The following is a 23,910-nucleotide window of genomic DNA, read 5'->3' as shown; positions in this document are numbered from 1 at the left end:
AGAATGACTACGATGTGAGTATTTTACTTATTTAATGATTCTACAGGTATTTAGTCTCAATATAATTTAAAATTAATGACAAATAGACTACTAGTAAAAATCAATAAAGTTATATAATAACTGTAAGACCAAAAAGCAGCTTATGATTGGAAAATAAACTTTTTATCCTCAAACAATATCGCTTTTTTGGTAGATTCCCTACAACAGAAGTAACATAAAGTAAGATTGGCAACTAATTGAAAAATTTTAATTGTCAATAATCTTATTTTTGTTCATGCTGCCACAAGTAAAAGCTCAAAATAATCCACCATTTTCATAAGTTTCCTCACAAATACACCACATTACTATAAAGTATTTTCAGGAAATAAATTAAAAGTGGAGAAACATAATGGGAGTTAGGGAAATTGACTTTGCCAAATGTCCTCTCCAATCCGGACATCGAAAATCAAGATTTTAGCTAACTTAAAACTTGCCAATTCCATGACTGTTATTAATCCTATGTGGATACCTGTACCGACAGATTTGACATTGTTACCGGATGATGTTCATGTTTGGCGAATAGACCTTGACTTACCTGAAGCAAAACTGCGAGAATTACGTAAAACTCTTTCTGATGACGAGATTACCCGTGCAGACAGATTTTATCAGAAGTTACACAGGCATCGTTTTATTGCCGGTAGGGGTATTTTGCGAACTATATTAGCTAATTATTTGGGTATTGAACCTAGTCAGGTACAGTTTGAATATGAACCCCTAGGAAAACCAATATTAGGCTCTATTTTTGGTGAAAATCGACCTCGCTTTAATTTGTCCCATTCCCAAGGTTTGGGTTTGTGTGTGGTTAGTTGCGATCGCCCTTTGGGTATAGACTTAGAATATATTCGCCCCATGTCTGATTTACTTTCCCTAGCCAAACAGTTTTTTGCTCCTTCTGAATATGGTTTAATTCAATCCTTACCTCCCCAACAAAAGCAAGAAATTTTCTTTCGTTATTGGACTTGCAAGGAAGCTTATTTAAAAGCAACAGGTGTAGGATTGTCTAAACTACGGGAAATTGAAATTACTCTTAGTCCTAGCGATTCGGCAAAGTTAAAGAATGTTGATGATTGGAATCTATTAGAAATCAAACCAGGTGATAATTTTGCTGCTGCTGTGGCAATTCGTGGTTTTGGTTGGCAAATGAAATATTGGCAGTATTAACAGTTATCAGTTATCAATTAACAGTTAACGGTTATGATGTAATTTAATTGTGCTTAGTTCCTCGACTGTTTCAAAAATCGGGGAACTAATTTATTATATAGCACTACGTACGCAATTATTTTAAGGCATTGTTGAAGTACTAAATTTATGAGCAGTAAACTTATTACTTGCGCTTAGTGCCATATCATCCCATAAAAAAAGTTGCATATTAAACATTAATGCAACTGTAATAAGTCTTGTCTTTTACCGAAATAGAAATTATGTTTGTAACACCCCCAATTAACTGATATAGCACTACGCAATTAGGGTGAGGTCATTGTTGAAGTAGCAAATCTATGAATAGTAAACTTATTACTTGTTACTTGTTACTTAGACGTAGTGCTATAACTGTTTCAGTTCTGTTTTAAAATCGATAATACCTTTTACTTTTACCTAATAGAAGCACCAAAAAATATTAAGCTACACCCAGAAAACCATTCTGAATCAAGAATGCAGAATAAGTCATTAATAACTGAGAGTCGAAGAGAGGACAAACAATTCCACTACCTGCAAGTGCATTTAATGTCTCTTCACAACTAATTTTTGGTCGTCTGGATTGCAGATATAAATCGGGGATAGTAATTTGTTCGTCAGACCACTTTTCTAGTAAGAAAGGACGTAATGTATACAAAGGATTGTCAGCATCAGATAAGTCATTGATTAACCTAGCTTGCCATTTCTCATAGGGGATCATTTCCACTGGGAAACCCATAGAACTGATCCAATTTACCAAATGACTTAGGGGTTCTGGTTGGGGATGTTGGAGGTGGAAGGCTTTACCAATAGATTCTTCCTGTCTAGACAGATAGACAATAGCTTTACTGACATAATCTACAGGAGATGCATCCAACATATAATCGACATCTGGGAAACACCCCATTTGGATACAACCTTTGATTATCAAATTGATGAAATCGTCGGTGTTACACGCACCAGTTCTGCTATCACCAGAAATTAAAGGTGGTCTATGTATGGTAACAGGAATTCCCCTTTCTCCCGCTAGTTTGACTAGTTTTTCTGCCACCCATTTGGTTTGGGAGTAACCCAGAAATATGCCTGACCAATGTTGGAAGTCATCGTCTTCCTTGACAAGCTGACCGGCGTAGGCGGATGATTCAAATACTGCCACACTAGAAACATAGTGTACAGGCTTAACTTTAAATAAGCTTGCCATCCGTAAAACTTCTTGAGTTCCCAATACATTGGGTGCTTTGAGTGCGGGGTAGGGATAAACATAGTTGAGCATAGCAGCACTATGGTAAATGCTATCAATATTTGCTGCTAACATCTCAAAACCTTCCGTACTAATCCCTAGATATGGTAGGGATAAGTCTCCCAACACAGGGATAATTCTAGGACTCAATTCTTCATCCCACAGTGCGTAGGACTCTAGATTCTTTTGTAATTTCTGCTTACCAGCAGTAATATCATCTGCTCGTACCAAGCAATAGATATCTGCATTGGTTTGTTGTAGCAGTTCGTGGATAATAAAGGCTCCTAGAAAGCCTGTTCCACCTGTTAAAAAGATATTATCTACTTGTCCGACAAAGCGAAAAGATTGGGAAGGAGGACGAATAGCAGGGTCAAGAACAATCTCTGCGCCTAAATCCAAGGTTGTAGGTTTGACAATGTTTGGTTGATTCAGACTTGCTGTACTTTTTACTTCTTCCCCCAGCTCTGCCGATTCTTCTGCTAATCGTTGGGAAAGCATCTCCACATTAGGATAATGCCATAGTAGGGTAGGAGATACCTCAAAACCAAGCATTTTCTCCGTTTGAGTTACAATTGACATCGCTTGGGTAGAATCTAAACCATAGTCTTCTAAAGACTGCTGAATGTCAATTTCTTCTGCTTCTACCTGCAATGCTGATGCTAAGTGAGAACATAACCAGACTTTAATTTCTTCTTGGGTATAGGCTTGTTTTGTAGTCATCATCTTTTTATACTTCCAATGTAGAACGAACTGGGTAATAGTGACTGTAGTCACCTGAGAGTTGCAATCCTTGCATTTTTAAACTTTGAATCCGGTATAAAAATGCGGCTCCTGCCATCATGTGATTAGCAACATCAACTACATGACGATTCCCTGGCTCAGACAGGTAAGAACCCCGCACCCAATCATTAAAACCACCCATAGCTGGACCACACCAAATTTGGTAATCCACCTCTCTGCCTTTTTCTCCAGAGTTTGACCATCGAGAAGATAAGCCTAAATACCAGCGAAAAATGAGAGCCATTTTGAGTTTGGGGTTATTCAATGCTTTCCCTAATTTGGCAGGATTTTTTTGTGACAAATAATTAGCAGTAGCTTCCCAAACTTCACTTAGGGTTTTGCGAAATATTTGTTTTTCTAACTTCAATCTTTCCTCTTCAGGAATCTCATCAATGGAATTATAGTTGCGGTAGATTTCATATAACTTTTGGGCGCGGAGAGCAAACATTGTGCCTCGCTTGAGGACTTGCAATTTTACCCCCATTTCAAACATATCTGCTGCTGGAGCCATAATTACATCAGCCATTTCGGCTTGTGCTAATAATTTTTTGGTATGTTCGCTAGCTCCAGACTCCACGCAGGATTGGTTAATCGAACCAGTTACCACATAAGCCGCACCCATCATAAACGCAGCGAGGGTGGATTCCGGGGTGGCTATACCTCCAGCTACTCCCACGCGAATGGGGTAGGTGTAATTATATTTACCTTGAATCTCATCCCTCAAAGCCATCATGGAAGGAAGGAGACATACCAAGGGACGATTATCTGTATGACCCCCAGAGTCAGCTTCTACGGTAATATCATCAGCGAGGGGGACTTTAGTGGCTAAGTTGGCTTGTAATTCTGTAATTAATCCTTGTGCAACCAAGTCTTTGAGCATTTTTTCTGGGGCTGGTTGCATAAATTTGCTAGCAACTTCTCGCCGAGAAATTTTGGCAATGACTTTGTTGTTGATTTGGATTTGATTAGCTGGGTTTAAGCTTAGTCCTGCGGCTCGATAGTAAACTATATTTGGGGTGATATCGAGGAATGCAGAGGCTTCAATGGTTTTTACCCCATATTTGAGGTATAAGTCCACCGCACCCCGTTCTATGGTTGGCTCGTTGGGGCTATGGATTAAATTGAAGGCGTAGGGGCCCTGGGGTAATGCTTGTTGAATGCGGTTGATGGCTGCTTCTAGGTGTTGAGGTGGTAATCCTCCCGCACCGAAGGAAGCGAGTATTTTTTCTTTACCTAGGGCAATTACCATTTCTTCTGAGGCGATACCACTAGCCATAGCACCGGTGGTATAGGCATATTTTACACCGTGAAAGGCAAGAAAGTTGCGATCGCCCATTTGTTGTAGGGAGATGGGGGGAGTTGCCATTAACAGTTCTACCTGTGCGGTGTTACCGTTTTCCAAGGGGGAGATATAACCTTCATTGGTAACTCCGATTTTGTTATCTACTCTGACTATGTAGCAGGGTTTGTTCAGGGTGAGTAGGGTTTTTTTGATGGCTGCAGGTGTGAAGGATATTGAGTCTAGGCAACCTTTCCAGGTTTGATAGGTGGAATGGGATGATGGGTTGAGGTGAAGTCCATTGTTTGGTATGGCGTTGATTGTGTTCACGTTGAGGTTCCTTGGAGGTTGGTTTTATGGCTCACGCGGAGGCTTAGAGAGGGGGAGGGATGGAGTGATGGAGTGAAAGAAATAATATTGCTCCCCACACTTCCCACACTCCCCACACCTAGTCCTCTAGGAGGTTTTCGGCGCAGGCTATTTGTAGTTGGATTATTTGGCTCATTTGTTGGCTAAATTCTTGGCGAGATTGGAGGAAGGTGTTATGACTTTGATGGAGGATTTTGTTGTTTTTATGTAGTTCTTGATAATGGGTTTGTAATGTGGGAGTGATGGTGCTTGGCATGGGATATTTTGGCTGTGGCTGATATTTGGAGGGTGTTTTTAGGGGGTTAATTGAAGAATTATGAGTTGCTGGGGTTTTGATTTTATGGCTCACATCCCCCACTTTTGCTGTTGCTATTTTTTCAGGAGTAATTTTATTTGTGGAGAGGTTGGTTACTTTCTTAGATATATTGTGGAAAAGTTTTTTGTTCTCTTCTGTGACGATTTTGTCAATCAAGCTTTCACCACCTAACATTACTTTTTTATGGGTGAGTTTTGCTTTTTTAGTTGTTTGTGGTTCCCTAGAAATTAGCGGTGATAAGTCTACGTCAACTTGATGGCTGATGAGTTTTGCTAGGGCTTTGATTAACCCTGCATGATCATCTAATCCTCTACGATTGACGGATACGGTGAGGTGGGGACGTTCATGCAAATTTTTGTCTATCCAACGAGAACAAACGTTACCAGCTCCAGTTTCAATGAATATCCTGGCTCCATCGCTATACAATTGGTTAACTAGGCGAGGGAAATCAAGTTCTTGACATAATCCTGTAGCTATGCTTTTAGCGATCGCATCACTTTTGAGTTGCACGGGGGCATATTCGGCGGCGGAATAGAGTATAGATGTTGGTAGCTTTTGTTGTATGGATAAGGTATTAACCTTAGCAATTTCACTGTATTCCGAACGCATAGCTTGGCAGTGGATGACGTGATCGAAAGGAGCACGAAAGGCATTGCAGCCAATGGTTTGGATGACGCGATCGCAAGCTTTGGGGTCTCCTGCTATAACTACTTCTTCGGGAGTATTAATTTGGGTGAGGAAGACTTTGGGTTCGTTTTTGATTGCCTCTTGGACGTAGGAAGGAGTGGCAACAAGGACGTAGTTAGCCCAAATATTATTGTCTGGTGCCTGGTTAGGGGGTATGTGCCAAAATTGACGCACTGCTTTTTTCTCCCCAGCTAATCTGTTGGCAAATAAGGTGGATTGATGCAGGGCAAGAATGCCTTGGGTAAAGTTATCCCACACTCCCATAGCAGACATCATACTGGTTTCCCCTAAGCTGTAGCCAAAGACGAATTTGGGTTTGATTTGGAAGTCGTCGCGAATAATTTGGGTGATGAATCTGGTAAACAACATATCCAAATCGAAGATTGCCAGGGGATCTTCCAGGAATTGCTTTTCGAGGTTTTCTAGTTGTCTAGAGGAGAGTTTGTTGAGACTGCGGGGAAAGACTTTGTGGGAGCTAGCTGCAACTAAATCTTGCAGGTTGGTGATGGCAACATCATCATGAATTTTGGGGAACAGGCGGAAGAGATTGCGGGCAATCCCGAGGTAGGAGTTGACGGCGGCGGGATAGATGTAGGCGACTTCTCCAGTTGTGCCCAGGGGATTGGCGGTGAAGTAGCTACCTAGAGGGGTTTGCCAATCTTTGTCGGTTTTCAGAGCTGTTTCTATGCCTTTACGGGCTGAGGAGATTTCTCTGGTTAATTCTTTTTGGTTGTGGGCAAGGATGACGAGGGTATATTTTCCTAGGGGGGATTGTTGATATTTTGTCAGGGCTTGGTGAGCAGCGTTAGCAAGGGAAGCACCATTATTAATACTGGCGGCTAAAGTATCTACCTGGGCAAATAAATCTGCTGTATTTTCACCAACAATGGGGAATAGATAAAAAGGTGTTTGTTGTAAAAACTTATTGCTTTCACTCCTTCCCTCTTTCCCTCCTTCTCTCCCTGCTCCCTGCTCCCTGCCCCCTGCCTCTTGTGATAAAATCACATGGGCATAACTGCCATCAATGCCCATACCGTTGATAGCTGCCATTCTTTTAGTTGCTTGCTCTTCCAGGAACCAAGGTCTGGATTCTGTGGCAACATAAAAGGGACTACCTTGCCATTGTTCTTCGTTTTTCACTCCTGTCCATTGGGGAGTTGCCGGGATGTATCGGTGATATAGGCAGAGGGCGGTTTTAATTAAGCTAGCAATACCAGAAGCAACGTAGGTATGTCCAATATTAGCTTTGACGCTACCAATGGCACAGGTTAAGTTGCTGCTACCGTTGGCATAAGCCTGAATTAAACCAGTGATTTCCGCTTCATCTGTTTGAGGAATCCCACTACCTACCACTTCTAGGTAGTTAATATCTGTGGTTTTTACCCCTGCATTCAATAAAGCTTGTTGGCTAGCTTGGTTGACAAAACTCCCATCTGGTTGCGCCAAATTATCTTTTCCGCCAACTCCCTGTTGGGTAAAGCTAATGGCATCAATGGCAGCATAAATCTTGTCTTGGTTCTGTTTAGCAACGTCATGGCGTTTTAAAACCACTGCTCCTGCACCTTCTCCCACCATCCAGCCATCAGCTTTTTGGTCATAACTCAGGGTATTTACCCCTTGATTGATGTTAGCAAATTGGTTGCGTAACAAGACATTTTCCACACCACCAGCTAAATCTACTGCACCCACCAATACGGCATCAGCTTCCCCAGTTGTGAGTAGATGTTGCGCCACTTCCAACACCTTGAAAGTGGAATTTTCTCCCGCAGTCATGGTAAATACTGGGGCGGTAAAATCCCACAAGGAGGAAATACGACTCGCCATAATATTGGCGATATAACTGACATACTCGCTAGTTGCAACGGGGTGATGGATACCATCTTTAACAATGTTTTCTAGTTGATTCCCCTTCTCTTCAGGGAGGACAATTTCTCCAGCAATTAAACCTTCTTTAACTTGCCAACCACTATTCCATCTTTGCTGTAATTGATGTACAGAAAACTCAGTTTCCGCCGCAATTACCACGGCGACGTTACCACCTGGTTGAATCTCAGCATCTTGTAAAGCTCTTTCGGCAACTTTCAACATTAATAGTTGCTGCTGGTTGAGCTTATCTAATTCATTGGGGGGAATCTTACTAGAAACCGTATCAATTTCAAATTCCGCAATATAAGCTCCCTGGGGTGGTTTCCCATCCTTTAACCCATACTTTTGTAATAACTCAGTTTGGGTTTCCACACCATGCCATCTTTGGGCTGGTAGGGGAATAAAATGCTGCTTACCTTCATAGATACTGCGTTCAAAGGCATCTAACCCATCACATTGCCCAAAAAAGGCATCCATCCCCACAATCGCCACCTTGGAAGGTTGTATCGGTTCTGAAGGGGCAATTTCTTCCTCAGTATTACCTTGTTCTAAAATCATATGGGCATTAGTACCACCCAAGCCAAAAGCACTAATGGCGGCGCGTTTGACGGGTTTATTTGCCCAACTAGTATTACTGGTGACAATATTCTGGGGAGAAATCACCTGATTTTCATTACCTTGGGGCTGAGTGACATTAATAGTTGCAGGGATAACACCCTCATTCATACTCAACAGCACCTTAATTAAACTCACCGCCCCCGCAGAGGTTAATAAGTGCCCCACATTGGATTTGACTGAACCCACCAAAGGGGTAGCTTGATGTTGTCCAAAAAAGGTTTCTATGGAATTAAACTCAGTGGTATCTCCCAATAGAGTACCCGTAGCATGACACTCCATATAATCAATATCTTGGGGACTAATACCAGCCTCCTCATAAGCTCGTTGAAAAGCTAGAGTTTGTCCCTTAGAATTAGGGCTGAGTAAGTGTTTACCCTTACCATCATTAGATAAACCATTACCAGAGATAGTAGCATAAATGCGATCGCCATCTCGCACTGCATCCCTATAGCGTTTGAGTACTACCATCCCCGTACCTTCGGCGGTTAGCATTCCTCTCGATGTTTGATCTAGGGGACGGCTGATATCATTATCTTCGGGATAGCCTTGGATACCGGAAAATAACATCCGCAAGAATAAAGGATCGGCACAGCTAATACCACCTGCTAACATTAAATCAGCTTTATGTGTCCACAGGTAATGGGATGCTAACCGGGCTGCATATTGGGGTGAGGAGCAGGCCGCATCTATGCAAAAATGGATATTAGATAGGGACAAAGCCTGGGCAATGATAGCCGTGGGTAAGCCGGATATCATGGCATTGTGAATGGAAGTTGCAGAGGAGGATAGTTGGGCTAAATCAAAGTCTTTTTGTTGTAATAGTTCTTGAATAGCAGGGTTAAGTACCTGTTGGTAAATGGGTGCGAATAATTGATTGGAGGATTTTGTCGGTAGGGAGAGGGTACCTAAAATGACTCCAGTTTTCGCCAGGATGGCAGGTTGTTCTAAATAACCGCTATGTTGTAAGGCTTGTTTAGCGGTATCAAGTGACCATTTAAAGGTATTGTCTAATTTTTCTAAGAATGATGGGGGTATATTATATCCATTGGCATCAAATTGGAAGTCGCGGATAAATCCACCTTTGAGGGAATAGATTTTATCCGGTATTCCTTTGGTTGGATTGTAAAATACACTGGGATCTATGCCAGTTTCTTCAATTGTGATGGAGGATGTGGAATCTTTCTGGTTAATGAGATTTTGCCAGAATTCTTGAGAGTTCTTGGCATCAGGAAATAAACAAGAGAATCCAATAATTGCAATTTTTTCCACTATATATCTCCGGGAAAATTATTTTGGTTAAGAATATGAATTTATATCGCGCAAAGACGCAAAGGAAGAGATGGGGAGTGAGGGAGTGAGGGGGTGTGGGGAGTGTGGTGAGTGTGGGAGGTGTGGGGAGTGAGGGAGTGAGAGAGTGAGAGAGTGTGGGGAGCAATATTATTTCTTTCCCTCTTTCCCTCTTTTCCTCTTTCAATCCTTCCCTCCTTCCCTCCTTCTCTCTTTCCCTCCTTCCCTCCTTCTCTCTTTTCCTCTTATTTTCCTTCCATAAGTTTGGCTGGGAAAATAATACCTTTTGCTCCTAATAGTTGGGAGTATAATTTTCCTTGTTCATCATGAATGTAGAAGTCAGCGACTACACCAGTTGTGGTTTTACTAACGACTTCACAGGATACATAAAAAGTTGCATTACAAGGAGTTTTAGCAAACTGTTCGTATTGCAAAAATTGTCCGGGGAGACAAATTTCTTGATAGAGGTGAGATAACCATAACCATAGCCCGTGGGTGCTTAAGTCGGTGGTAAATCCGTTTACCCAATATGCAGCGAATTGTCCTTGTTGTTTGCGACTAATTTCTTGCCAAAAACATTCAGTAGTAATCTTTTCTTGGCTAATATTAATAACTCGTTTGACTTGCTGGAAAGCTGGGCCATGAAATAATGAAGATGATCCCTTTTGATAAAAATCTTTACCTACTGTGGTAATAATATTATCTGCTGCCAGATTTAATCTTTCATAAGTAGGTGCAGATGGAATATCTCGACGTAATTTGACATTGGAGCTGAAGTGATAAATGATTTTACCTTGTGGATTCCGACTCCAAATCTTCCCTTGGAAATCTACCTCATGGTTATCTACATCTTTAGCAACTTCTTGTAAATCTAAAAAATATTCCGTGGCTAAAGTTTCATTGAAAGTAATACCTTTTAAAACTCGGAAATCTGAACAACCAAAAGCCTTATGTCCGGGATAAATTTTCTCACAGGTATCAGATATCCAAGATACCGCACAAGTAGCAGGAAGAACGGGATTACCAGCAATTACATGATCATGTAAAAATGGATTTGCTGATAAATTTAATTGACGACGAATCCGATATTTTTTTAATTCTGGTGCTAATTTTACTGCTGGGGGAATACTGGGGCTACCAATTACCAATTGAGTTGTATCATGGTGACGTGATTGTAATTCATTCACTAACATTTGTGTACCCACTTCAATGGGAATAATATCAATACCTCGTTTGGCAAATTCCTTTTTCAACTGTGGCGTTACCATACCACTATCCCAAGCACCCCAGTTAATTGCTACCACATGACAACTAGGATATTTTTGCTTCACTAAATAGGCTGACTTATTGAGAATTTCATTAGCGATCGCATAATCAGATTGTCCGATATTACCGTAAAAACCACTGACGGAGGAAAATAATACTAAATGTTCTAAGTCACTAGAATTTATACAGGATAAAAGATTTTCTAATCCCTTCACTTTAGCAGTATAAACTTTTTCAAAATCTGCTTCTGTTTTCTTTTCAATTAACTTATCTGCTAAATTACCAGCACCATGAATAATACCTGTAACTTTACCCATACTCTCGACGGTATCGGTAATTTTTTGATGTAAATCTAGGGTATCTGTAACATCTACACTCAGATATTGTACTTCGCTACCAGTTGCCCTAATTTCTGATAAAGTCTGCTTAATTTCTCTACTACCAGCAATCTGCTGATAAAAACCTTGTACCTTCATGGGAGTAGGTTTTTCTCCCTGATTCATTAGGTACTCCATAATTCGTTTTTTTAATGTTGCTTCATCAAAACAATCACGGGCAAACTCAGGCTCATTTGCTAGCAATTCAGAACGCCCTAAAAGAATAAATTTACAAGGATGTTGCTGTGCCAAATTAATTGTACACTTAGCTGTAATCCCCTTAGCACCACCGCTCACAATAAAAACTGATGTTGGCTTAATTTCAGCTTTTACAGACATAACTTCTCCTATTAAACTTAATCAAATTCTGTAATTGCAATCTTATTTGTGATCCCAATATTCTCTTCTCTGCGTTCACAAACTACTAAATAACTTTTTCGTAACCCTGAAAATACCGAGGAGGAACATTACGCCGATATTCAGGATTTCTTCGAGGTGCAGCATTAAGAATGATAATGGCAATGGTAAATAAAGCGATTGTAGCTACTATGACAATCGGAAATAAATTACTGTTTTCTTCTGCATTCCATGTCAACCAAGGGTTAATATATTCCTCATTTAATCCCAGTAAACGAATATCTCCTAGTTCTGTTTGTTGGGAGGATAAATGGATAGAAGATTGATAATTTCTGTAACCTTCTGCTTCTATAGTTAATTCCCCTTTCAGGGTATTTGTATCTGTGGAGTTGATAAATAATCGATAAATTCCTTCTATATCAGTGTAAGTAAAAATTGAAATTTCTTCTGACTTAAAAGATACTCTTGCTCCACTAATAGGAGCTTGTCTTCGTTGATCGATAATACGACCAGTGTAACTAATGCTGGGAGACTGCGACATGTGGGGAGTGTGGGAGATGTGGGAGGTGTGGGAAGTGTGGGGAGTGTGGGAGGTGTGGGAAGTGTGGGGAATGTGGGAGGTGTGGGAAGTGTAGGGAGCAATATTATTTCTTTTACTCCTTCCCTCCATCACTCTTTCCCTCCTTCCCTCCTTGACTCCATCACTCCTTCCCTTAGGCTATTAAAGTAACTCTCCCTTGGGAACCGTAAGCTACTTCAGTTAGGTAACGATTGGGGTCATGCAATTCTGCAATAATATGATTAGCTACATCTCCAGCATTAACGTCGGGACTAATATCTATGGCTCGACAAAATACTTTTTCCCATTCCCAAATCATACTCTTGGTTAATCCGAATAAACCAGCACCAATGGCTCCAAAGTTAACTTTTTGTTCTAATCCAAAAGCACCATCTAATCGAGCTACTGTACAGAAACAACTACGCCCATTTTGATTTGCTGCTTGATTGAGGGACTTTTTCAGATGTTTCGCCATCAAAAAGATGTGTTTGACAATTGCTTTCTCTTCGGGGAAGTAAGGAACTGTGGCGTTGGGCTTACTACCAAATATCGGATGTAGATGGATGAATGCTCCCACATTACCATAATTAGTTGCGATCGCATTTAGTTGTTGTTGTAAATGGTTTTCGCTCAAGTCTTGTAAGGTAATGCGGTTGACTCCTGGGGGTAAAGCAGATTGTTGGGGAATGAGGGAGGGAGGAAAACTTAAAACTACAACTTTCCACCCACGCTCAATCAACATCTCTGCAACTTTGGAGGTAGTGAGGGAACCATCATCGGTAATTAAGCCAATGTGTCCCTCTGGTAATGTTACGTCCCAAAAATCTGGTTCGGGAATAGTTTTCAGCCTAGCTGGTAAACGCTTAACGTTATGATTTAGCTGCTTTGGCTGACTAGGAGATTGGAGCTGGGACTTTTTTTTTCTCCAGCTAATTTCTGGAGATAATCAACGATTTGAGCAATGGTACGTAGTTCTCCCAAATCTTCTACGTTGTCTGGTTTGGGTAAGCCTGGGTACATCTCTTGCAATGCTCCCATGATTTCTACCCGCTTGATGGAATCAATACCCAAGTCTGCTTCCATATCCATATCCAGTTCTAACATCTCTACTGGATAACCAGTCTTCTCACTGGTAATAGCTAACAGATTCTCGGATAAGTTGCTCAAATCCATCCCTACAGGTTCAGCCACAGGTGCTGTCATTTCTGGATTTACCCCTACATTTTCTGCTACTGGGGTAAAAACATTATTAACATTCACCTCTTCGATGACGGGTGTGGGTTCAATGGCTGTTTCATTGACGGGTTGGCTAACGGTGGGAGTTTCTACTACTGGAGCATCAGCAGATTTATTCACCAGGGACTTGAGATAGTCAACGATTTGAGCAATGGTACGCAGTTCTCCCAAGTCTTCCACATTATCTGGTTTGGGTAAGTCTGGGTACATCTCTTGCAATGCTCCCATGATTTCCACCCGCTTGATGGAATCAATACCCAAGTCTGCTTCCATATCCATATCCAATTCCAACATCTCTATTGGATAACCAGTTTTCTCACTGGTAATGGCTAGCAAATTATCGGCTAAGTTGCTCAAATCTATGCTGACAGATTCGGTAGCAGGTTCAGCAACGGGTGTAGTTACCTCGGCTACTACAGTTTCTTCCACAGTGACAGTTGTTTCTGGTACTGGTGCAACTTCCATCACAGCAGTAGCACCATTTTTAACTTCAGGTTCCCCTTGTGTTTCCCATACTTGGGGATGAGGAGCTACCAAGTTTTCTGGTGTTTCTAATTTAGTTGGGGATACCTCGACAACAGGAGCAACAGGAGTCAACTGACTTGCTGGAGGAGTCGGGGAAATTTCTTGCTGAGGTAAACTTACTTCCCTAGCAATGATTGATTCTCCACCATCTTCCACCCCAATCAATTGAGAATACTCCTGTTGAATCAATTGGAAAAAGTTTTTGGTATATTCTACCTGCTCCTGTAAATACTGCTCGTGAACCCGCAGAGTATCACCTTGCTGGCGATGAAACTGCTGCATACTGCGATTTAAACTATCAACAATCCCAGAGTTTAATGGCGCAGATGTAGATTGTCCCTTAGCAAACAAAGCATTCTGCTGTTGCATCAATTGGAAAAAGCTCTGAGCATACTCCACCTGATGATGGAGATAATTACTGTGAACCTGTAAATTGTCCTTTTGGTTTTGCTGAAACTGAGTCAGCACATATTCCAGACTAGATAAAATCTTTTGAAAATTAACAACTTTCTTTGTATTCTGCATATTTAACTGAGAAATTGAAGGGATAGAAGAGTGAGAAACTGGCGATACTGGAGTTGGTGACAAATCAGCAATAGTAATCCTCGCTTTACCTTTCTCCTGGGAACCATTTACCTTTGGATTCACCCCATTACTCTCCATTTTTCTCTCTTCCTTTGCGTCTACCCTGGGGGAAGCCACTTCATGTGTAATGTTTTTGAGGGTAAGCTTCTCATCACCCACATGTCCCATGGCATTTTTACCATTCACAGACACTGACTCTGGATTACCACTACCCTTACCATTCAACAAAGCCTTGACTTGATGTCCATTTGCTAAAGCCTGCTCAAATCCCTGCTTAGTCTTATCGGACACATAGTTTGTCCCATTTAAGGGGAACTTCAACCCCTTCTTCTGCTCCGGCTCTGGAATCGATTTGGGTACATAATATGGATCGAGATTTTGCAAACATACACCAGCCACTCGCAACTGTACCACCGCTTGACGCAAGGAGCGATCGCTATTTTTCTGGGCACTAGGATTAAGAGCAATCGCCATGTGGGGACGCTCACCCAAAATATCCTTGACTAAGTTAGTCAGTATTTTCCGAGGCCCAAATTCAATAAAGCAGTAACCCCCGGCACCATAAATATTCTCAATTTCCTGCTTAAACAGCACAGAATTAGCAATGTGAGTTTCCAGAATCTTCTGAATCTCCCCTGCTGTTTGGGGATATTCCTTGGCTGTCACATTACTGTATACCGGAACCTGGGGAGTATTAAACTCCATGTCTTTAATGGCAATGGCAAAGGCTTTCTGGGCAAAAGCAATTAGGGGAGTGTGGAATGCAGCCGCTACCGGTAATATCACCGCCGTACAACCTTGCCCCTGCAAAACATCCTTTACTTGATGAATATCTGCTGTGGGCCCTGCTAATACCACTTGTGTGGGAGAATTGAGATTAGCGATCGCTACCTTAGGAAACTGTTTGAGAATAGCCTCAACCTTGCTCAATTCTTCCTTCACCGCCAACATAGTTCCCGTATCATAGTTGGGATCTTGGGGCGCTGCCATGGCCTGTCCCCGAGCTTTCACCAGTAGGCAATAAGTCTCATCTGTGAGCACTCCTGCTGCCCACAAGGCTGTTAATTCACCAAAACTATGTCCGGCAACAAAATCAGGTTTTAACCCCGCTTGCTGAAGAATTTTGTACAGTCCAGCACTCAACATACCAATGGCGGGTTGAGCATATTCAGTTCGCTGCAATGCGGCAATTTGACTATTCTTTTCCACCTCAGTAAATACTGGATTGGGGAACACCACTTCTGACAATGGCTTTAAATTCTCTTGCAGCAGCAAACTATCCATGTAACCATACATCTGCCGCATTTGGGGGAAGTTCATCACCACTTCCTTACCCATCTCTAGGTATTGGGAACCTTGTCCAGAAAACAAAGCTACTACCTTACCGCCCAATTCCATTCCGGTGGCGCGATAGAAAATTCCTTGGGGATGCTCCCAAGATGGTGCTGAAGACTTGTTTTTCAACAAATCCACACTCATTTTTAACAATTTACAAGCCTGAGCCAAGGAATCGGCTACAAAACCCAATCTGGCAGCACTTTGGGGAATTTCTAGAGATTTACATGCCTCTACTAAATTGAGATAGTATTTTTCTCCCTGCTCTGACTGCAATTGATGCAGGGTTTCCTCACACTTTTCTAACAACTGGGCTGGATTGTCAGCAAACAGCAACACCTGGGAGCCAGAATTATGTAAGCGGTAAGCTTGTTCGTGTTCCCCTTGGTATTCTTCCAAAACCACATGATAATTAGTGCCTCCAAACCCAAAGGAACTTACACCCGCCCTTCTTGGGGGTTGTCCCTCAGCCCGAATCCAAGGTCTAGTTTCGGTGTTTAAATAGAAAGAAGAATCCTTGAGATTGAGTTTGGGATTTGGTGTCTTCACATTCAAGGTAGGTGGTAAAACCTTGTGATGTAGAGCCAAGGCTGTTTTAATTAAGCTAGCCGCCCCCGCAGCTGCTTTTGTATGTCCAATTTGGGATTTTACCGTACCTAAAGCAATGTGTTGGCGTTTGTTGTCAGTTTCACCGAAGAAATCCCGCAAAGAGCCAAACTCCGTGGGATCTCCCGCCATTGTCCCCGTACCATGAGCTTCCATCAAGGTTACGGTTTCTGGGGCAATACCTGCATCTTCATAGGCGCGACGTAGAGCAGCTACTTGCCCTTCTTTACGGGGAGCATAAATACTCTTATATCTGCCATCGCTGGAAGTTCCAATACCCTTAATGACGGCATAGATTTTATCCCCATCCCGCTCGGCATCTTCTAACCGCTTGAGTACTGTCATGCCAATGCCTTCACCCAACATCATGCCATCGGATTCAGCATCAAAAGGCTTGACTGTATCCCCAGGGGAAACCGCCGGAGTTTTACTAAAACTAATATAGGCAGTAATAGAATTATCAGTATCCACACCACCGGTGAGCATCATATCGCAACGATAGTCTACTAATTCTCCAATTGCCATTTTTAAAGCTGCTAAAGAACTAGCACAAGCTGCATCTACTGTACAATTGATGCCTCCCAAATTGAGGCGATTAGCAATCCTACCAGCAATTACATTTGCTAACATGCCGGGGAATGAATTTTCATCCCACTTCACATAAGCACTTTGCATTTTTTCAATAATTTTTTCTGTATCCTCGTCGGATAAGCCACTATTTTTGAGGACTTTTTTCCAAATTGGATATTGCAAACGTGCTGAGAGGGGAATACCTAATTTCAGAGCCGCAGAACCTAAAATGACTCCGACATTTTCCCGATTAAACTGACGCTCTAAACCATAACCAGCGTCAATCATGGCTTCTTTCGCAACCACCAAACTTAATAATTGGGAAACATCAGTAGCTTCCAAAATATTGGGGGGGATGCCAAACTCCACCGGGTTAAAATCAATATGGGGAAGAAACCCACCTCGCTTACAATAGGTCTTATCCTCTGGGGTTCTAGGATTGGGATCGTAATAATCATCTACATTCCAGTGAGAATCTGGAATATCAGTAATACAATCAAGTTTATTAACAATATTTTCCCAATATTCTTGTATGTTTCTGGCTTCGGGAAATATAGATGCCATCCCCACAATGGCAATAGGATTATGTTGTAATTTCCGATTAATTTTTTCGTTCGATCCAGATTTCTCAGAGCTCATTTTCTTCCCCTCTATAAAATCAATTATCGCCTGTTCGCAATTATCAATCTGCTCTTCTAATTGTGATAAGGCTGTATCAATCCAAGAAGCAGACATAGGAATAATATTTGGTGTTATGGATAGAATTGTTAACAGTTATCAGCTATCTTGCTGATTGAAATTCAGTAAGATATATCCAATAACTTCTGAATGTTCGCTATTAGCTTTTTCAATTGAGATTTTTTAGTTCTCAATTAAAGCTGTGTCAATCAGTAATTATTTTTCTAGCAAATTACAATCATTGATAAAAGAAATATCCAGCACAAATAACCAATGATTAATGAAAAATAAATACTTGGTTTTTTACCTACAGAATACTAGTTTCATGACATTTTGGTATTAAATCAATCACATTGTTACAACTTGTAAAATAGTCCCTTAGAGCATTGGCTGCTTGACCTGTAAACTCAATCCATTGAGAATGAGCAATATTTTCAGACATAAATTCCCATGAAAATAATGAAAAGTTGGGAGTAGTGATAAGAACAGAAATACTTTTTTCTCCAGAACTAGTTTGACTGTCTAGTTTTACCGCAGCAACGTAGTTAGTGTTAATAACAACATTCTGGATCTTGATAAATGCCATAGCAAATTGCAACGTCCAAGATAATATAGTTTATGGAATTTAGCGATAAAAAGTTGACAATTTTGTTACAGAAGAAACCCATAATTTATCAGAATTTATCAACTTTTTCGGACATAAATATAACTGTCAATTGGTGATGGCGTTAATGATAAATTTCCAGTTGATTTACCCAGACGTAATAGATTAAATCATCTATCTAAGCTATTAACCAATATGTGGACTTTAGTTAATAAAAATCTAGCATAGCTATAAATAGCCGAAGAGTTCATTATTATTCATTTTAGGAAAAATATCAGTGCTGTTGTTCAGCAATTATGAAGGGCTAGTATAACTAAAAACAATCTCTAATAAATAAATATTATGATTGGATGAACATTTTCTTCTCAAATGTACCTCCAATAACATATGATTCATTTTTTATTGTTAGCCAAGGCACAGATATAATTAATACTTGAAAGGCTTTGATCCAATTCAGTACTATTTTTCAGAGGAGCATGATATTTCTAGCAAAATATCATTAACTATGATTAAAATAATCTTAATTGCCATTTTCATCACAGCTATCTTTTTCGTTAACCTCTATCCTCCCTAGCTATTTTTATAGAGAAATTGGTTAAAATCGTTGTGAGGTATTATTATATCAGCATAAGTATTTCCAATTTAAAAATTACCATAATTATTTACAATCCTTTTCTAATAAGGGTTTTGTGACAATCAATTTCAATTTTCCTAAAAGTAAAGCAATAACCTTACTTATTACTTATTACTTATTTAAGTAAGTCGGCACAATAAAACCAAACTATGTGAAGAAAAGTAAATAAGGCTAAAACCCTTTTTCTCCCTGCCCCCTGCTCCCTACCCCCTGCTCCCTGCCTTATCCAAACGATATTTTTTTACGCCTACCTACTTATTACTCACCCATCAAACAGACTCTAGCAGACTCATAGTAGAAGGATGCTGAACTTGCTTCCCAGTCAAGTTTTGCCAGCGTATCATACCCCGGTTGAGCAATTCTCTATTATCATCGCCAATTATGCATATACGCCCCATTTTTTCACAAGTGGCAAGCACTTCACCTTGTCCCATAAAAGGAGCAATTACAACATCATTAGGACTCGTGTACAAATGTAATAAATAATTGACTACTCCCTCAACCCCTTCTACCTTAATCGGCGTGGGTGGTTGAGATATTGATTCCTGAGAAAATATGCCTACATAAATATTTCCCACCAAAAATTCATATTGAAAATTCATGCGGTGCTGGCGACAAAATTGATAAATATAACCCTGGGAACGTAAAACAGCTACAACCCTTGCTTTGTTTATGACGTAATCATGGTTCCATGTGGATGATAGAGTAGCGATCGCTAATGCAGCATTCCCTGGCAATAAATTGATAAATTCATCACCTCCTGTATTCCTTCCGTACACTCGGTGTCGCCCCAATATCCACTCCTGAGTCGATTGTGCTTCGATCTCTGGAATGGATACTGGTGTTATCTCTGGTGCAATTGTTAACTTAACTTCCCTAGGAGCCATGACCTTTTTTAAGGCTATGAGCTGTAATTCTTTTTGTTTAGCCTGAGCCTGGATCAATATTTGCCTTTGTCTTTGAATTTCTGCTTCTTCTCCCCTCTGCTTTGCCTTTTCCAAAGCCCTTTGCGCCTGTTCTATGACACTTCGTTCTTGATTACCAACTCTGGCAACTTGCAAGAGTTTTGTCGGACTATTAGCAATCGCAGTTCCCTTAATTATTTCTTTCACTTCCGGAACAATATCTTTGGCAATTTGCTTCCCATGTTGCAAGGTACGTTTGGAATATCCAATTTCTTGAGCAAAGTCTAAGTTGGTTTTGACAGGTAGTGAAATCATTTCACCACCTGCTTGGGTATATTGGTTATCCCCTGGTTGTGCTTTCAAACCCATACGTGCTAACAACTTATCCCTCTCTAACCACAACTCCGCCCGTTCTAAAGCCTCTAATTCATTGCGGATTAAATTTTCATCAATCTCTGCTAGTCGAGTTTGCTCATCATTTTGATAATCAAATATATTGCACTCAATTGCTTTGAATCCTAGCTGCTTACAAGCTGTAAGCCTATGTAGCCCAGCGATTAAATGTCCTTGACTATCTATAGTAATCGGATTCAATAAACCATTAGTTTTGATCGATTCTCTTAATTGCTTGACCTTTTCTTCTTTAATGGGGCGACGATTAGTGCCAATATAAATTTCATCTATGTTGATTTTAGGCATAATTAACTATTAGTAAAAATGATTTAATTTTTATATTTGCAACAGTATACACCTAATATATTGGATATATCCTGATTTGATTTTGAATTTTTCGATAAGTTTTGTGATTATACATCATCAAAAAAATGTTGCCATTCATACTATTTACTCATCAATATATCTTTCCATATATTTATGCTTAAAATCAGATCTTTTATTGTTGAGCAATATATATAGACAGCTATGAACAGTAATGGGAATAATTTATGATATATGTATTTAAAAACACTAAAAAACATTATTTTGTAACGGATTAACTCTTGACAAACATCTTGTTCTATTGTCATACTTAATGACAAGAAATGCCTTGAGTTTGGTTAAATATTCATAGTAGCACTTCATGTTTTTTGTTATATAAGTTTAGTTGCTACATCTACGATTTATAGAGCCTTTTGTACTCATAACTACTCAAGAGAGAAAATTGATAAATTAGATGCAAACTCAAGATTTATGTGGTCATTGAATGATTTTTTATCTGAATGATCCTGTTCATGAAATCAAATTTGGATATGGCTTGAAGCATTACTAACCATCATCTTTACAAGTATGAATAACTATTTAGACATCTTAATTTTAGTTATAAAGATGCCTAATGCCATCAAATAATGTAGTCATCATAGCAGAATTGGAATGAAAATATGGCAGTAGATAGAGAGCGCCAATTATTCCCACCATCTATTCGGTGGCGAATTATTTTAGGAACATCAATTGCTGTAATTCTTGGATTAGTTTCTTTTTACAGCTATTTTAAACTAAGGTCAAATTTTGCGACCCAAGCAATCAAATCTTCTCAACAGAGTCAGTCACCCAAAAATCAATCTGCAAAGAGAGCTCGAGTAGCTGTTACTGCTTTAGGGCATTTAGTTCCAGAAGGTGAAGTGACTCAGTTGTCTGCACCTAGTTCCTTAAGTGGTATTAGGGTAGAAAAATTACTGATTAAACAAGGAGATAAGGTAAAAGCAGGACAGGTAGTAGCTTGGCTGCAAGGATATAGTAAAGCTACAGCAGCATGGCAGCAAGCTAAAGATAAATTGAAAGTATCTGAAGCTAAATTGTCGCAAATTGAGGCTGGAGCCAAAAAAGGTGATATTAATGCTCAAGAAGCCACAATTTCCCGCTTAAATCAGCAATTAGTCGGGGAAATAGCTACTCAAAAAGCTGCGATCGCTCGTTTGAAGGCTCAGGTAGAAAATGCTGATACAGAAAATCAGAGGTATCAAAAGTTGTACCAAGAAGGAGCAATATCAGCTTCCAACTCAGATTCTAAGCGATTGCAATTGAAAACTGTACAGCAACAACTGAAAGAAGCTCAAGCTAACCTCAATAGTACTCGTAATAGTATCAAAGACCAGTTAAAAGAGGCAAAAGCCAAACTCACCAGTATTCGAGAAGTCCGTACTGTGGATGTGAATTTAGCGAAAGCCGAACTCAAAAGTGCCATGACTGGGGTAACTCAAGCTAAAGCCGAGCGGGATTTAACTTACGTTATTGCTCCCATAGATGGCACAATTTTAAAAGTCCACGCTAAAACTGGAGAAGTTGTCGCTACATCAGGGATTGTAGAAATTGGTAAAACATCTCAGATGTATGTAATTGCAGAAGTCTATCAAACCGATATTGAAAATGTACGTATCGGACAAAAAGCTACCATCAGTAGTACAGCTTTTAGTGGAAAATTGCAAGGAACTGTGAGTGATATTGGCTTATTAGTTGATAGACAAAGCATCTTAAGTATCAATCCTGGAGCGGATACAGACAGGAGAATCATTCAAGTAAAAATTCGGATTAACAATCCAGAAGATAGTAAAAAAGTTGCTAGTTTAACTCATTTACAAGTAGATGTAGCAATCAAAATTTAGTCTGGTAAATACAAAGAGGTATTTTCTGTTCAACACCATCTCCTACTAGTGAACAGTTAATAACTGTTCACTGATAATTGAATTCCCAGAGGCTGGAATCATGCTGTTTAAAACTCCCTTGGGATTGCTACAGCTAACTAGAAACAAAATTCGTTCTCTAGTGGCAATAGCAGGTATTAGTTTTATCGTCATTTTAATGTTTTTGCAACTTGGGTTTCAAGATGCACTCTATTCTAGCGCCACCCAAGTGCATCGCAACTTGCGAGGGGATTTATTTGTAATTAGTTCTCAATATAAATCCTTGACTGCAATTCAAAGTTTTTTTCGTAGCCGCTTATATCAAACTTTAGGGTTTGATGCTGTAGAATCAGTTTCTCCTATGTATTTAGGATTTGCTAAATTTAAAAATCCAGAAAATGGAGAAAAGTATTCTATATATGTGATTGGTTTTGAGCCAGGTAAACCTGTAATGAAACTACCAGGTGTGGTAGCTAATACAGATAAATTGAAAATACCAGATGTAGTACTTTTCGACCGTAATTCTCGACCAGAATTTGGGCCCATTGCCAAGAAATTCGAGCGGAAAAAACGGGAACAAATTATCGAGATATTCCCTTTTAATTCCATCAAAGGATATCGAGCTCGGGTCGGTGGCTTATTTAAACTAGGTCCATCCTTTGGTGTAGATGGCAACTTAATTGTTAGTGACACAACTTTTTTGAGGATATTTCCTAACACCCGTCCGGCAGAAAGTATTGATGTTGGGGTTATATCTCTCAAGCCAGGTGCCGATCCCCAAAAAGTAATGTCTAATTTGCGATCGCAATTACCAAAAGATGTAAAAATACTCACCTACAAGGAATTCATTAATTTTGAGAAGGAATATTGGGCAACAAGAACACCTATTGGATTTATTCTCAATCTAATGCTAACTATGGCATCTGTGGTCGGAATTGTCATTGTTTACCAAATTCTTTACAGCAATATTTCTACCCAATTAACTGCCTATGCCACATTAAAGGCTATTGGTTATAAAAACAATTACCTGTTAATTATGGTATTTCAACAGGCTTTTGTTTTATCTGTACTAGCTTATATCCCAGGGTTCGCTATTTCAATCTTAATGTATGACTTTGCGATGGAAGCTACAAAATTACCGATCATGATGAGCTTTCAAAATGCCATTATGGTGTTAATTTCCTCAATTTTAATGTGTATGACTTCTGGTGCATTTGCTATTAACAAGTTGCGTTCCACAGACCCTGCAGATATTTTTTAATTATGCGGCTAAAGCTACAAATACTTGTAGTCTCAGACGTGATATCAAAAAGGGCGTTGCTGAATAAAGATATGAATTTATCTCATGCAGAGGTTTAGATAACAAGAGTTTGAAAAACCTGATTTTTAAATTTCATATTCCAA

General features: G+C 39.9%; 12 protein-coding genes. 3 read left to right on the top strand and 9 right to left on the bottom strand.

Features of this window, described 5'->3' with window-relative positions; genetic code table 11:
- Nucleotides 1-480: 480 nt before the first annotated feature.
- Nucleotides 481-1,200: a 4'-phosphopantetheinyl transferase HetI gene (gene hetI, locus CALSC_RS08790; RefSeq protein WP_088240989.1), complete on the top strand. Its 720-nt coding sequence runs from the start codon at nucleotides 481-483 to the stop codon at nucleotides 1,198-1,200.
- 454 nt (nucleotides 1,201-1,654) lie between these two features.
- On the opposite strand, the gene CALSC_RS08785 is transcribed toward hetI, so the two are convergent.
- From CALSC_RS08785 to CALSC_RS08750, 9 genes are all read right to left on the bottom strand, one after another.
- Entirely contained in the window at nucleotides 1,655-3,172 is a 1,518-nt protein-coding gene (locus CALSC_RS08785; protein ID WP_088240988.1) for a thioester reductase domain-containing protein, read from the bottom strand.
- Nucleotides 3,173-3,179: 7 nt separating this feature from the next.
- Nucleotides 3,180-4,832: a PfaD family polyunsaturated fatty acid/polyketide biosynthesis protein gene (locus tag CALSC_RS08780; RefSeq protein WP_235006730.1), complete on the bottom strand. Its 1,653-nt coding sequence runs from the start codon at nucleotides 4,830-4,832 to the stop codon at nucleotides 3,180-3,182.
- Nucleotides 4,833-4,959: 127 nt separating this feature from the next.
- Nucleotides 4,960-9,636: a PfaB family protein gene (locus CALSC_RS08775; protein ID WP_088240986.1), complete on the bottom strand. Its 4,677-nt coding sequence runs from the start codon at nucleotides 9,634-9,636 to the stop codon at nucleotides 4,960-4,962.
- 263 nt (nucleotides 9,637-9,899) lie between these two features.
- Nucleotides 9,900-11,636 carry an SDR family NAD(P)-dependent oxidoreductase gene (locus CALSC_RS08770; protein WP_088240985.1) on the bottom strand — a complete coding sequence of 579 codons (1,737 nt, stop codon included), beginning with the start codon at nucleotides 11,634-11,636 and terminating at the stop codon, nucleotides 9,900-9,902.
- Nucleotides 11,637-11,721: 85 nt separating this feature from the next.
- A complete protein-coding gene (locus CALSC_RS08765) occupies nucleotides 11,722-12,324 on the bottom strand; it encodes a hypothetical protein (protein ID WP_159460588.1) in 603 nt (200 codons plus the stop codon).
- 43 nt (nucleotides 12,325-12,367) lie between these two features.
- A complete protein-coding gene (locus tag CALSC_RS28165; protein WP_407641898.1) occupies nucleotides 12,368-12,955 on the bottom strand; it encodes a Rossmann-fold NAD(P)-binding domain-containing protein in 588 nt (195 codons plus the stop codon).
- A 134-nt stretch (nucleotides 12,956-13,089) separates the two neighbouring features.
- On the bottom strand, nucleotides 13,090-17,805 hold the full coding sequence (locus tag CALSC_RS08760; protein WP_407641897.1) for a beta-ketoacyl synthase N-terminal-like domain-containing protein: 4,716 nt from the start codon (nucleotides 17,803-17,805) through the stop codon (nucleotides 13,090-13,092).
- Between the two features lie 250 nt (nucleotides 17,806-18,055).
- Nucleotides 18,056-18,334 (bottom strand): hypothetical protein, encoded by a 279-nt coding sequence (locus tag CALSC_RS08755; RefSeq protein ID WP_088240983.1) that lies wholly within the window; start codon nucleotides 18,332-18,334, stop codon nucleotides 18,056-18,058.
- A gap of 921 nt (nucleotides 18,335-19,255) precedes the next feature.
- Entirely contained in the window at nucleotides 19,256-20,590 is a 1,335-nt protein-coding gene (locus tag CALSC_RS08750) for a ParB N-terminal domain-containing protein (protein ID WP_088240982.1), read from the bottom strand.
- 677 nt (nucleotides 20,591-21,267) lie between these two features.
- Between CALSC_RS08750 and CALSC_RS08745 the strand changes: the two genes are divergently transcribed.
- Complete coding sequence (locus tag CALSC_RS08745) at nucleotides 21,268-22,488, top strand: ABC exporter membrane fusion protein (protein WP_088240981.1); 1,221 nt, start codon at nucleotides 21,268-21,270, stop codon at nucleotides 22,486-22,488.
- A 100-nt stretch (nucleotides 22,489-22,588) separates the two neighbouring features.
- A complete protein-coding gene (devC, locus tag CALSC_RS08740) occupies nucleotides 22,589-23,767 on the top strand; it encodes an ABC transporter permease DevC (protein WP_088240980.1) in 1,179 nt (392 codons plus the stop codon).
- Nucleotides 23,768-23,910 lie beyond the last annotated feature (143 nt).

This window comes from Calothrix rhizosoleniae SC01 (assembly GCF_900185595.1).
GTDB classification, from domain to species: Bacteria; Cyanobacteriota; Cyanobacteriia; order Cyanobacteriales; family Nostocaceae; genus Calothrix_A; species Calothrix_A rhizosoleniae.
The sequence above is the reverse complement of the archived record's forward strand: the minus strand, read 5'-3'. Positions and strand labels throughout refer to the sequence as shown.

What these genes read in the sequence shown, in the direction of transcription:
- CALSC_RS08750 (WP_088240982.1), bottom strand. Translation starts at nt 20,590, where the DNA reads ATGCCTAAAATCAACATAGATGAAATTTATATTGGCACTAATCGTCGC.
- hetI (WP_088240989.1), top strand. Translation starts at nt 481, where the DNA reads ATGACTGTTATTAATCCTATGTGGATACCTGTACCGACAGATTTGACA.
- CALSC_RS28165 (WP_407641898.1), bottom strand. Translation starts at nt 12,955, where the DNA reads ATGTTGATTGAGCGTGGGTGGAAAGTTGTAGTTTTAAGTTTTCCTCCC.
- CALSC_RS08755 (WP_088240983.1), bottom strand. Translation starts at nt 18,334, where the DNA reads ATGGCATTTATCAAGATCCAGAATGTTGTTATTAACACTAACTACGTT.
- devC (WP_088240980.1), top strand. Translation starts at nt 22,589, where the DNA reads ATGCTGTTTAAAACTCCCTTGGGATTGCTACAGCTAACTAGAAACAAA.
- CALSC_RS08765 (WP_159460588.1), bottom strand. Translation starts at nt 12,324, where the DNA reads ATGGAGGGAAGGAGTAAAAGAAATAATATTGCTCCCTACACTTCCCAC.
- CALSC_RS08760 (WP_407641897.1), bottom strand. Translation starts at nt 17,805, where the DNA reads ATGTCTGCTTCTTGGATTGATACAGCCTTATCACAATTAGAAGAGCAG.
- CALSC_RS08785 (WP_088240988.1), bottom strand. Translation starts at nt 3,172, where the DNA reads ATGACTACAAAACAAGCCTATACCCAAGAAGAAATTAAAGTCTGGTTA.
- CALSC_RS08770 (WP_088240985.1), bottom strand. Translation starts at nt 11,636, where the DNA reads ATGTCTGTAAAAGCTGAAATTAAGCCAACATCAGTTTTTATTGTGAGC.
- CALSC_RS08745 (WP_088240981.1), top strand. Translation starts at nt 21,268, where the DNA reads ATGGCAGTAGATAGAGAGCGCCAATTATTCCCACCATCTATTCGGTGG.